Annotated in this window: 9 protein-coding genes; 1 reads left to right on the top strand and 8 read right to left on the bottom strand. The window is 60.6% G+C overall.

Going from position 1 to position 12,187, the window contains the following annotated elements:
• Nucleotides 1-46 precede the first annotated feature (46 nt).
• The 6 genes from ASE39_RS14305 to ASE39_RS14330 form a co-directional block, all read right to left on the bottom strand.
• Nucleotides 47-937, bottom strand: a complete 891-nt coding sequence (locus ASE39_RS14305) for a glycosyltransferase family 2 protein (protein WP_242421452.1) — start codon at nt 935-937, stop codon at nt 47-49.
• 210 nt (nt 938-1,147) lie between these two features.
• The gene (locus ASE39_RS14310; RefSeq protein WP_082615451.1) at nt 1,148-2,461 is read right to left on the bottom strand and encodes an ABC transporter ATP-binding protein; all 1,314 of its coding nucleotides are present in this window, start codon (nt 2,459-2,461) and stop codon (nt 1,148-1,150) included.
• 3 nt (nt 2,462-2,464) lie between these two features.
• Entirely contained in the window at nt 2,465-3,262 is a 798-nt protein-coding gene (locus ASE39_RS14315; protein ID WP_057224502.1) for an ABC transporter permease, read from the bottom strand.
• Between the two features lie 327 nt (nt 3,263-3,589).
• A complete protein-coding gene (locus tag ASE39_RS14320) occupies nt 3,590-4,270 on the bottom strand; it encodes an RnfABCDGE type electron transport complex subunit B (RefSeq protein ID WP_199864278.1) in 681 nt (226 codons plus the stop codon).
• A 38-nt stretch (nt 4,271-4,308) separates the two neighbouring features.
• Complete coding sequence (phaZ, locus tag ASE39_RS14325; RefSeq protein WP_057224498.1) at nt 4,309-5,940, bottom strand: polyhydroxyalkanoate depolymerase; 1,632 nt, start codon at nt 5,938-5,940, stop codon at nt 4,309-4,311.
• Between the two features lie 205 nt (nt 5,941-6,145).
• On the bottom strand, nt 6,146-7,237 hold the full coding sequence (locus ASE39_RS14330; RefSeq protein ID WP_057271597.1) for a RelA/SpoT domain-containing protein: 1,092 nt from the start codon (nt 7,235-7,237) through the stop codon (nt 6,146-6,148).
• 231 nt (nt 7,238-7,468) lie between these two features.
• Between ASE39_RS14330 and ASE39_RS14335 the strand changes: the two genes are divergently transcribed.
• Nucleotides 7,469-10,273 carry an EAL domain-containing protein gene (locus ASE39_RS14335; RefSeq protein ID WP_057271598.1) on the top strand — a complete coding sequence of 935 codons (2,805 nt, stop codon included), beginning with the start codon at nt 7,469-7,471 and terminating at the stop codon, nt 10,271-10,273.
• Nucleotides 10,274-10,311: 38 nt separating this feature from the next.
• Here the strand turns inward: ASE39_RS14335 and ASE39_RS14340 are convergent, their stop codons facing one another.
• Both ASE39_RS14340 and dusA read right to left on the bottom strand, forming a co-directional pair.
• Nucleotides 10,312-10,839, bottom strand: a complete 528-nt coding sequence (locus tag ASE39_RS14340; protein WP_348981577.1) for a GNAT family protein — start codon at nt 10,837-10,839, stop codon at nt 10,312-10,314.
• A gap of 71 nt (nt 10,840-10,910) precedes the next feature.
• A complete protein-coding gene (gene dusA, locus ASE39_RS14345; protein WP_282434128.1) occupies nt 10,911-11,942 on the bottom strand; it encodes a tRNA dihydrouridine(20/20a) synthase DusA in 1,032 nt (343 codons plus the stop codon).
• Nucleotides 11,943-12,187: the final 245 nt, after the last annotated feature.

The following is a 12,187-nucleotide window of genomic DNA, read 5'->3' on the forward strand; positions in this document are numbered from 1 at the left end:
CCTGCAACGACTGGAAAAAACACTGCCATTTCGATGGGCACCCAGATCAGCGCACCCGCTTGAGAGGTTGGCGTATGCGGAACGCCAAATCTCGCAGCATGTGCCTTGACAGATAAGGAAGCACCGCACTTCGTATCTCCTTATAGTCAGGAACTCTGCCGAGAATTTTCTCGCGTATCCGATTCATTTCCTGCTGGCCGATATCGTTGATATTGGCAGAGGTTTTTTGGTGCTCATGAACCCGAAAGGCCCCCAGAAAAAGGGGTATGTGAGCAAACTTCGCTCCAGCGTCTCGAAAGCGTACCAGCAAGTCCCAATCCATCGCGAACCTGAATGATTCGTCGACTTGGCCTCCAGCCTTGTCCCAGATATGTCGCCGCCAGAAGAGTGTCTCCTGCGGAATATAGTCTGCCCATGACAACACGACACTGTCATGCCCAGGCATGATCCAACGGCCAATCTCCATCCCATTCCGGTCGATGAGCAGTCGGTCACCATAAACCACATCTACCTCTGGATGGCGCACGAAGTAATCCGCGACCGTATTCAATGCGCCCGGCAAAAGCAGGTCGTCAGAATTAAGCCAGGCCATGATCTCACCCTCAGTCCGGGCAAACCCTCTGTTGATCGCTTGCGACTGCCCTGTGTCTTTTTCTGATACCCATCCAGATATTTTTCCTTCGAATTTTTCCAGGATGGAAACGGTTTCATCTGGAGATCCGCCATCTTGAATGAAGTATTCCAAATTTGAATATCTTTGATCAAGAACACTGGTTATTGTTTTTTCAATAAAAGTGCCTTGCTTGAATGAAGGTGTAATCAATGAAATTTTTGGCGCAGTTGGAATTTGCTTTGCATTTTGGCACAATTTCAAATGCATCATTGGTCGCGGTGGATACTGGTTGAGATTACCCAGTCTCGGCATGAAGGGGGTCATGATATATCGAACAATGGGGTTTGAAGGCCCAAATGCTGACGAGGCGATATGCAGAATTGCGCGACAAACCCCAAGCACACGATGGTAGATTTTAATTGTTATCATTATTTTTGCAGATTTCAGTTTTATGCTTGGGAAATTGACGGTTTGCTAAAATTATTTGAATTTCCATCAAGCGCGATGAGGGCTTCTATCTATTGGTGAATGTCGCTATGGATAAAATTCCTGCTCACCGCAGTTTGCTATGAATTCGCCGCTTGCCGGAAGTCCAAACATGCCCAAAAATGGGGCTGATTCCGTCTCATAGCTCCAGTCAATTCGAAATGGCCCAAACCAGCCGGTGGTATCAAGTTCTCGACCTTTGTTGATCTCGGTGGGTTGATGAATTCCGATTTTCAAGGAATAAAGTCCCGCCTCGATATTCAATGCTACCTTGAACACAAAGACCGCGTTGCGCCCGTCTTCTGTGTCGCAGCTTTCTATGCCAAGACGGCGCGCATTGGTTACAAAGATGACTTGATCAAACCGATTTTTAATCGCCAGCGCGACCGTCGTTCCCACATCGCCTACAAGGCTTTGATAATATACTTTGATATATATATCAGAACCCATTTGAGTGCGTTCAATTTTATTACTATTCTGATCCTGGATGCTCACTGCAATCAGGCGGCTCGGATGGTTTTGAGGTCTAGACCACAGCGCATCGCTGAAAATTGCAGCGAATCGAACATCAGAAGACTCCGGGATGTGAGGGAGGGGTGCGGGTATTTCTGCTGTATTGGCGGGCTGGGATGGTGCATCCTCGTTGAAATAATGCCGTATTGCAGACCCACTGTCCCCAGTGAATTCAGCAGAGCCGTGGCGTAAATAAATGGCTCTCTTGCAGAGATCGCGCACCGTGCCCATGTCGTGCGACACAAAAAGCAGGGTCAAGCCGTCCTCCCGCATCTTGCGAAGGTGTCCAAAGCACTTTTGCTGGAAAAAATAGTCTCCCACACTCAATGCCTCGTCGACGATCAATATGTCGGGTGTCAGTGCCACCTGCACCGCAAATGCCAAGCGTACGAGCATGCCACTGGAGTAGGTTTTGACTTGCCGATCCAGCACATCGCCAATGTCTGCAAACGCAGCAATATCGTCGAATCGGTGCTCTACCTCTTCCCGCGTCAAACCCATCAGCAGGCCATTCAGGAGGACGTTCTCCCGTCCTGTGTACTCTGGGTTGAAGCCGCTACCCAGTTCCAGCAATGCCGCCACGCGGCCATTCACCTGCACTTCGCCGGTCGTCGGCGTGAGGGTCTGGGTCACTATTTCCAGTAATGTGCTTTTACCGCTGCCGTTGCGACCGATCACGCCCAGCGATTCTCCTCGAGCGACTTCAATGTTAATGTCCTTCAGGGCCCATACTTCCTGCATTCCTCGGGTGTGTCTGGGGGACAGTGCGTGCAAGAATCGTGAGCGCTGATCGTCGAATATCCGATAGCATTTACTGACGTTTTTGACGGAAATGACAATATCCGACATTGCTCAAACCATATCCGCAAATGTGGTGCGCAGGCGCCTGAAGAGTGTCAGCGATGCCCATGAGAAAACACTGGCGAGACCGATATAGACGGCAAGTCCCAAGAAGGAGGGCATGCCTCCCGCCAGAAGTACGAGGCGAAACTGCTCCACAATGAAAGTCAGGGGATTCAGCATCAGCAAATTCTTGATCATGTCAGGGGCGGAATCCATGCTGTAGAAAATGGGGGTCAAGAAGAGAAGGCTGTGGCTGAGCATGCCTGTGAGTTGACCGATGTCTTTCACCGCGACACCAATGGCCGAGAGAAGCCATGCGAGTCCGAGCAGTACGGGCGCAAAGCACAGCAGGACGAGCGGGAAAAGAAATACTGTGGGCCGGGGCATTCCCACGAAGATCACATACCCCGCCAGCAAAATCCCCGTGCCCAATAACGCCTGCAGGTAGGCAGCGGCCACCGTGACGATGGGCAAAAGCTCCAGTGGAAAAACCACTTTTTTCACAAAATTGGGGTTGCCGGTGATCAAGAGCGGCGATTTGCTCAGGACCTCAGAAAATGCGTTGAACACGATCAGGCCAGCGAACAGCATCAACGCATAGTCCACCGCACTGCCCGAGTTGTTCCAGCGGGACTGGAGAATTACCCCAAATGCGATGGTATAGATGCCTAGCAGAAAGAGGGGGTGGGCCAGTGACCAGAAGACTCCACCCAAAGAACCCCGATATTTGCTGGAAAATTCGCGTTTGACCAATTCAAAGACCAAACTGCGGTGGCGCCACAATGTGAAGGGAAGGCTAGATTGCATTGATTGCACATCCCTTGTGAAACTCTCGGTGCGGCAGTATTTTTTTCTTCGGCACGGGCGGTCGTCCACACTGGGCTATTGCGCGATGCGCATTGTTGAGAAGATCCATGCAGGATTGTCTTCTGGGAAGGCACTTATTGAAGCATTGCAGATTGCCTTGCCCGGAGGCCCGCATGTAGCGCACATGGGCTGAATGTGAAAATTTGCACCAATGTGCTCGATTTTGAGGTGTTTGTCTTCTCTGAACTTGCGCCTGAGGGCTTGGCCTCAGGGTCTCCTGGTCTCTGAGGGGCGTGGGCCGGGAGTCAAACCTCCAAGAAGCCACGCCTAGTGCGGTGCTTGGGATCGGCGCTGACGGGCCCGCTCCAGGGCCGCTGCAATGGTGGCCTGGCGGGTGGCCTGAGCGGCTGTGGGATCGGCGGGGCCCATGGGTACGGAGCCGTCACCAGTGGAGGCTGGCGCATCGATGGCTGCTGTTTGAGAGGTTTCATCATCTCCGTCCGCGGCGGACTCCAGCGGCAGGCGCCCACGGTGCGCGTGGTAGCGCAATTGGGACTGCAGCGCCAATGGGGCAGACCATGCGGCCCAGCCGGTGGCGTTGCCGCTGACGTTCTCAAGCTCAATGCAATCCACGGGGCACACCGGGATGCACAGTTCACAGCCGGTGCAATACGGCTCGATGACGGTGTGCATCTTCTTGTGGGAACCCACGATGGCATCGGTCGGGCAGGCCTTGATGCACAGCGTGCAGCCAATACACCATGCTTCGTCGATGTAGGCCACGGCGCGCGGTGCTTCCAGGCCGTGTTCAGCGCTCAGCGGCAGCGGCGCCTGCCCCGTGATGGCGGCAAGGCGGGCAATGCCCTCGGCGCCTCCTGGAGGGCACTGGTTAATGGGCACACCGTCCTTGGCAATGGCCCGGGCGTACGCGGAGCAGTCCGGGTAGCCGCAGCGCGTGCACTGCGTTTGGGGCAAGGCTGCGTCAATCCGCGCCGCAAGCGTGGACACGGCGGCGGATGGCGTGGAAACCGGCGGCTGGAGCTCGGTCAAGCCTTGCGCGCCGCACTGCGGCGGGTGCGGGATGTGGCTGCTGCGGTCACCGTGGTGGCCTTCGCAGGCGTGGCCGCTACCACCTCGGCGGGCGCGGCAGCCCCGGTGGTGGGCTTTTTGCCGGTGGTGGCTGGTGTTGGAGTCACCCAGCGGGTGGCCACAGCCGCCGTCGCCTTGGTTGGGGGCTTGGCGGCCACTTTGGCGACCGTTTTAGCTTCCGGTTTGACGGCTGCTGCTTTGGCCACGGGTTTTGCGACGGGCTTGGCCACAGCCTTGGGGGCGGGGGCTGCGGCTTTTGGGACTGCGCGCAGAGGCGGGTTGTCGTCCGGGGTGTCCATCACAGGTGCTGCCGCCTTCGTCTGCGGCTTTTCGTGCTGCAGGATGAAGGAGCGTACCTGGGGGTAGACCACTTCGCGCCAGCGCCGACCGCTGAAGATGCCGTAGTGGCCCGCGCCCTTGGCCTCCAGGTGGCGCTGCTCCTTGCGCACGATGCCGCTGCACAGGTCATGCGCGGCTTCAGTCTGGCCCGAGCCGGAGATGTCGTCGAGTTCGCCTTCCACCGTGAACAGTGCGGTGGTGGTGATGTCCTGTGGGCGTACGCGCTCGATCTTGCCGTCGGGGGAGCGCACATCCCAGGTGCCGTGGACCAGCTTGTACTCCTGGAACACGGTCTCGATGGTTTCCAGGTAGTAGTCCGCGTCCATGTCGAGCACGGCGTTGTATTCGTCGTAGAACTTGCGGTGGGCCTCGACGCTGGCATCGTCGCCTTTGATCAGGTCCTTGAAGTAGTCGTAGTGGCTGCTGGCGTGGCGGTCAGGGTTCATGGCCACAAAGCCGGTGTACTGCAGGAAACCGGGGTACACGCGCCGCCCCGCGCCCGGAAAGTTCTCGGGCACGCGGTAGATCACATTGTTCTCGAACCACTCGAAGCTGCGATTCGTGGCCAGGTTGTTCACCGACGTGGGTGATTTGCGGGCGTCGATGGGGCCGCCCATCATGGTCATGGTCAGCGGTGTGGTTTCGCCCCGGCTCGCCATCAGGGACACGGCTGCCAATACGGGCACCGTGGGCTGGCACACGCTGATGACGTGGCAGTTGCCGTAGATGCCTTGCAGGTGGCGGATGAACTCCTGCACATAGTTCACGTAGTCGTCCAGGTGGAACTCGCCATCGGCCAGGGGCACCAGCCGTGCGTTCTTCCAGTCGGTGATGTAGACCTTGTGGTCCTTGAGCATGGTGCGCACGGTGTCGCGCAGCAAGGTGGCGTAGTGGCCCGACAAGGGGGCCACGATCAGTACCACGGGCTGTTCCTTGAGCTTGGTCAGGGTGGCGGTGTCGTCCGAGAACCGCTTGAAGCGGCGCAGTTCGCAAAACGGCTTGTCGACCTCGATGCGTTCGTGCACTGCCACACCGACACCGTCCACATCCACCGAATGGATCTCGAAGGCTGGCTTTTCGTAGTCCTTGCCCAGGCGGTACAGCAGTTCGTAGCCCGCAGACATGCGCTGCGCCAGGGGGCTTTCGCTGAAGGGCGACATCGGGTTGCTGAACAGCTTGGCAGCAGCCTGTGCGAAATCGGTAAATGGCTCCATCAGGGAGCGCTGGGTTTCGTAAATGTGATACAGCATGGGCGAAACTCCGTTATGTTGCAGTGCAATATAGCAGCACTTGGTAACAAGCGCATGGAGGAAAACCACCAGTCCCTAGTCACCTATGCGACAAATTGGTGTAGTCGGCAGGTGCCTTGCTCCACAAAAGGGGGAAATTGAATTGCTATAAAATAAATAGCATTAAATTCAATCCAGATAAGCGGAAAGCCCTTCTAAAAGCAAATTACTGAAGCTTTGGTTCGGTCTGCTCCTGCAGCCATGCCTCGAAAGACTCCCGGGCCGAGTTGCGCAACGCGGGGCGGAACGCAGCCTTGTTACTCAGGTACAAGCAGTGGCGGATCACGGTGTACGGATTGAAGCTGGCCTGGGGGTTGTGTTCTTCAAAGTGCTGCTTGTAGCGCTTGACCACGCCCACGGTCTCGCGCATCAGCGCATTGAAGCGTGCCCGCGTCATGCCACGCGACCACGCCTGGATGTCGTCCACAAAACCGTCCACCTTGGAAGGCTCGAACTCAAAATCCTTGAAGAAGTGCGTCGCAATCTTGAGGAAGGTGAACGCATTGAGCTCGCTGCTGGGAGCCTGCGCCTTGCTGGGGGCCTGGGGGTTGTCGACGGCAGCGGGGTCGGGCAGCGGCTCTGCGGTTTCGTCGGGTGCCTGCAGCAATTCAGCGGCCGTGGCGTCGCGGATCTGGCGAAACTCGCGGTCGGCCAGCTCGAACAGGGCAGACAGCACGTTGATGCGCCGCTTGAGTTCGCTGGGAATCGACTTCTTGTATTTGATCCGGTGGTCCAGCACGCTCCAGGAGTCCTGGATGATGGTGCGCACCTGCAGCTCGAAGGGCAGGTGGGCATAGGCTGCGTACTCGGCCTGGTTGCGCTCCGTGGTGCTGAGCTTGAGGTCCAGGTGCAGGCCCTTGTAGCCAAACGAGGCCTCGGTGCTCTCCACCGCCGTCACCTTGTCGGTGACATCGATCACGGCAAAGTGCCCGCGCACGATGGCCGCGATCTTCTCCAGCTCGTCCTCGTACAGGCACACCACCCGCACGCCGACCAGGTCGGTGATGTAGCTCTGGATCTCATAGGGCGTGTTGTTTTCCTCCAGCGCCGGGCGGTACTTGCGCACAAACTTGCGGATGCACTCGTCCGCATCCTTGACGCGGCCCTCCACCTTGGCGACTTCCACGCCGCCCGCACGCGTGACCACGGCGGCCACCATGTCGGTGAGGGCTGCGCAGGCCGCGTCCAGCGCCACAGAATGCTGCGCGTAGAACGCACGGAAATGGGATTCCTCCAGGTCGAAATCAAGCGATGGCATGCCAGGTCTTTGGTGTGCGAGGGTGGTTGGGGGGAGCCGTGCTCAGGCTCCTGGAAAGTGTTGACGACGTGCGAAGGAAGCATATCCAACAATGCCGACCATGCGCTGCGCCTGGGTGAAAAGTGTGTGCGCAAATACTGCTTTTTTGTGCGGGACAGGTGCTCATAATGGTGGAGTTCGCCCACGGTGGCGGCTTTCGCTGACCGCAGCGGAATCACCCCCCAGAACGCCATGACGCAACATTCTCACCAAGGGACCGAGGTAGCCGCTGAGTCGGCGCCAGCCGTACCGTCCCCGGATGGATGGAGTGGGGCCACCAACCATCGGTGGCTGCCCGTGTTGCTGCCGCCCCTGGTGGGGCTGCTCACCCTAGGATTGACCTTTCTTTATTGGCAAAGCGAAGAAGGCGGCGCCCGCGCCAAGCGGGAGCAGAATTTTCAGGCCGCGGCCGACCAGATCGCCTACAACCTCAAGGACCGAATGGCCACTTACGAGGTGGTGCTTCGTGGGGTCAAGGGGTACTTTGAAGGGTCCGAGCGCATCGACCGGGCCGAGTTCCAGGCCTATGTGGGCGCCCTGCAATTGCGGGAAACGCGCCCGGGCCTGCAGGGCGTTTCACTCATCCTGCAGTTGCCTGCGTCCGCGCTGGCTGCGCACCTGGATGACATGCGCCAACGTGGGTACGCCCAATACACCGTGCGCCCCGAAGGCGCACGCGAGGTGCTGGCCCCCATCACCCACATCGAGCCCCTGGAGGGCAACAACCTGAAGGCGCTGGGGTTTGATGTGCTGACCCTTCCCCCCGCCAAGGAAGCGCTGGACCGCGCCCGCGACACCGGGATGCTGGCGTTGTCCGGCCAGCTGACACTTCTGCAGGACAACAGCCCAGGCCTGGTGATGTACATGCCGCTGTATGGCGCGGGCGCCGATGAGCGCACGGTGGAGGGCCGGCGCACCGGGCTGGCCGGTTGGGTGTCGGCGCCGTTTCGGCTGGAAGACGTGGTCCGCGGCATGTCGCGCGAGTTCGATGCCGACATCGGTTTCCGGATCTCTGACGGCACCCAAGCTGGCGCCGCCGAGACCCTGCTTTTCACCAACGTTGCGCGGCCGGCGGAGGGCACAGAAACCGCCACCCCGGCTTTGCAGGCCCGGCGTGTGCTGGAGCTGGGCGGCCGGCGCTGGGTACTGCACATGTCGCCCCAGCCAGCGTTTGCCGAACGCTTCCAGGACGAAGGCCACCACCCCGTGGCCCTGATGGGCTCGGTGCTGAGCCTGCTGCTGGCCTGGTTCACCTGGCTGCTTGCCACCGGGCGCGAGCGGGCTGTGGCGCTGGCGCGCGACATGACGGCGGAGCTGCGCGCCACGCGCGATGATCTGGAAAGCACGCTCAACGCCATCCCCGACCTGCTCTTTGAGCTGGGCCTGGACGGACGCATTCACCACTACCGATCGGCACGCTCTGAAGAGCTGGCCGTGCCCCCCGACATGCTCCTCGGGCGGCTGCTGCGAGACGTTGTTCCCCCCGAAGCCGCCGCCGGTTGCCATGCAGCGCTGGAGGCCGCGCACCGCACGGGCTATTCGGCAGGCCACCAGTACCGGCTGGAACTCCATGGCGCCACACACTGGTTCGAGCTGTCCATTGCCCGCAAGGAAAGCGCTGCGCCCGGCGACGAACCCCGGTTCATCGCGCTCTCGCGCGACATCACCGAGCGCAAGCGGGCCGAGGCGCGCACGCACCAGCTGGCCTATTTCGACGCGCTCACTGGCCTGCCCAACCGGCGCATGCTGCTCGACCGCATGGAGCACGCTTTGTTCAGCGCCCAGCAAACGGCGCAGGTCGGCGCCGTGCTGTACATCGACCTCGACAACTTCAAGCAGATCAACGACGCGCGTGGGCATACGCTGGGCGACACGCTGCTCATGCAGGTGGCGCACCGCCTCACGCAGCAATTGCGCCCCGGCGACACCGTGGCCCGCCTGGGCGGGGACGAGTTTGTGGTGCTGGCGCACAACGTGGCGTCCGACATGGAGGCCGCTGGGCGCCAGGCCTTGCTGGTGGCCGAGGAGATCCGTACCGCGCTGGAGGCCCCGTACACCATCGACACCCACCTCTACAGCACCACGGGCAGCATTGGCATCACGCTGTTCCCCAAGCGCGGCGAGGGTGTGGAAGACCTGCTGCGCGAGGCCGACACCGCCATGTACCGCGCCAAGGACCTGGGCCGCAACCGCATCCGCTTTTATGAAGCGGCCATGCAGGCCGACGTGCAGGAGCGCCTGGCGCTGGAGCAGGACCTGAAGAAAGCCCACGCCCTGGGCCAGTTGGCCGCCTTTGTGCAAAACCAGGTGGACGCTGCGGGCACCGTGGTGGGCGGCGAGCTGTTGATGCGCTGGGACCACCCCGTGCGCGGCAACGTGCCGCCCAGCCGCTTCATCCCCATCGCCGAGGCCTCGGGCCTGATCCTGCGCATGGGCGACTGGATGATCCAACAGGCCTGCGAAACCCTGGCGCGCTTGCAGGCTGCGGGGCGCGAGCTGTCGCTGTCGGTCAACGTCAGCGAACGGCAGTTCCGCCAGGACGATTTTGTCGAGCGCGTGCGCCATGTGCTGGCCCACACCGGCGCCCATCCTGCCAACCTGATCCTGGAAGTGACCGAAAGCCTGCTGATCGAAAACCTGGACGACACCATTGCCCGCATGACCGAGATCGTGGGCCTGGGCGTGCGGTTTTCCATCGATGACTTTGGCACCGGCTATTCGAGCCTGGCCTACCTCAAGCGGCTGCCACTGTACGAGCTCAAGATCGACAAGAGCTTTGTGGATGACACCCCCGACGACCCGAGCGACACCGCCATCGTGCAGTCCATCATCTCGGTGGCCCGCCATCTGCACCTGCGTGTGGTGGCAGAGGGCGTGGAGACACGCGCCCAGGCGGATTTTCTGGTGGAGAGCCAGTGCGAATGCCTGCAGGGCTACCTGTTCGGTCGGCCGGAGCCGCTGGCGGTATGGCTGGGGCGATTGACCCCACCACCCTGAGCCGCAGAGCGCGCTGAATGAGGGGCTACACCGTGCGATCAGATGTGCGAAGTGGCCCCATCGGCCACGATGGCCCAGCGCTCATGGTCGCGCCAGCGGCCGTTGATCTTGAGATAACGGCGCGAAAAGCCTTCTTGTAGAAACCCACAGGCTCGAACCAGCGCGATGGACGCTTCGTTGCCGGGCTGGATGTTCGCCTCCAGCCGGTGCAGCTTCAATGGTCCAAAGGCGTGGCGCAGCAGCTGTTGCAAGCCTGCACGCATCACACCTTGGCGCTCGTAGCCTGCAAAGACGTAGTAGCCCAGGTAGGCGCTGCGAAAGTTGCCCATCACGATCTGTGAGAGATGGAAGGCTCCCGCGATCTGATCCCCACCGCCATCCTTGTCCGGCAGGCACACCAAAAACCCCTGGTTCGCAGGCGCGTCCATTTGCGCCAGGTAGGCGGCAAACGCCTCGGGGGTTGATGGCGCCGAGGTCCAGGTCGCATGCAGCACGCGGCTGCGCTGGGCCAGCGCGATAAAACGCTCTTCATCGGCCGCCACGGGGGCGCGCAGGGAGATAGGCACGGGGGGTTTTACGCGCATCTTCTCGCGCTTGTGCATTTGCTCTGTACCTCGGTGGCTACCGCAGGGCGGCGTCAGACCGGCAAGGCCTGGGCTGCTTGCTCGGACGCAGACTCAGGTGCAGCGCTGGCATACGACTGCACCGCCAGCGCATGCACCTCGCGCGCAGGGCGGTCCTTGAGCAGATGGTTGCTCCAGACCTGGCGCCAGATGCGGGCGCCGGGCAGGCTGTGGCGCAGGCCCAGCATATGGCGGGCAATGTGGGGCCAGGGCGTGCCGTATTGGGCGGCCTCACGTTCCATGTATTCGACCATTGCCAGCTCCACCTCCTCGCGGGTCAGAGGGCAGGGGGCGCCGCCGTAGTAGAGCTGGTCCCAGCGGGCCAGCCACCAGGGGTTGTGGTACGCCTCGCGGCCGATCATCACGCCGTCGAGATGCTCCAGCTGCTCCTGCACCACGGCATCGGTCGCGATACCGCCATTGATGGCGATGGTGAATTGCGGAAACTCGGCCTTGAGCTGGTGCACCACTTCATACCGCAGCGGCGGGATGTCGCGGTTTTCCTTGGGGCTCAGACCTTGCAGCCAGGCATTGCGCGCATGCACGATGAACACGGTGCAGCCAGCGTCGGCCACGGTGCCGATGAAGTCGCGCACAAAGCCGTAGTCCTCCACCTTGTCGATGCCGATGCGGTGCTTGACTGTGACGGGCACGTCGACCACGTCCTTCATGGCCTTCACGCAGTCGGCCACCAACTGGGGCGACTTCATCAGGCTGGCACCAAACGCGCCACGCTGCACGCGGTCGCTCGGGCAGCCGCAGTTGAGATTGATCTCGCCGTAGCCCCACTGCGCACCCAGGCGCGCGGCCTCGGCCAGCCTGTCGGGCTCGTTGCCGCCAAGTTGCAGGGCCACGGGATGCTCTTCGGCGTTGAAACGCAGGTGCCGTTCGGTGCCGCCATGAATGATGGCACCCGCGTTCACCATCTCGGTGTACAGCAGGGTCTGGCGGGTCAGCAGCCGGTGAAAATAGCGGCAGTGGCGGTCGGTCCAGTCCATCATCGGGGCGACGGACATGCGCCAGGGGCTCAAAACGGGGGATTCCACAGCAGGCAAAGGGGGCAAACGAAAGACAAGTACGGGCTGCAGCGGCGGGCCCTGGTCGGGCCCGCCACCAGGCTACAGGGGGAGGAGGGCCCGATTATCCCATCGACCCGCAAGCTGCGCCAGCTTGTGGATATAGGGGAAAATAAGCCATTCCGCTTGATGGATAAGCGCTGATAGCTATAAAAATAATAGTAAAGCAGTGTGCTCGTTCTTGGAATGGCGCCAGCCCTTGTCCTGCCGCAAGG

Source organism: Acidovorax sp. Root267 (assembly GCF_001429215.1).
In the GTDB taxonomy this organism is placed as follows: domain Bacteria; phylum Pseudomonadota; class Gammaproteobacteria; order Burkholderiales; family Burkholderiaceae_C; genus Acidovorax; species Acidovorax radicis.

Coding starts and splice junctions, on each gene's coding strand:
- ASE39_RS14305 (WP_242421452.1), bottom strand. CDS start 937: ATGACCCCCTTCATGCCGAGACTGGGTAATCTCAACCAGTATCCACCG.
- ASE39_RS14310 (WP_082615451.1), bottom strand. CDS start 2,461: ATGTCGGATATTGTCATTTCCGTCAAAAACGTCAGTAAATGCTATCGG.
- ASE39_RS14315 (WP_057224502.1), bottom strand. CDS start 3,262: ATGCAATCTAGCCTTCCCTTCACATTGTGGCGCCACCGCAGTTTGGTC.
- phaZ (WP_057224498.1), bottom strand. CDS start 5,940: ATGCTGTATCACATTTACGAAACCCAGCGCTCCCTGATGGAGCCATTT.
- ASE39_RS14330 (WP_057271597.1), bottom strand. CDS start 7,237: ATGCCATCGCTTGATTTCGACCTGGAGGAATCCCATTTCCGTGCGTTC.
- ASE39_RS14335 (WP_057271598.1), top strand. CDS start 7,469: ATGACGCAACATTCTCACCAAGGGACCGAGGTAGCCGCTGAGTCGGCG.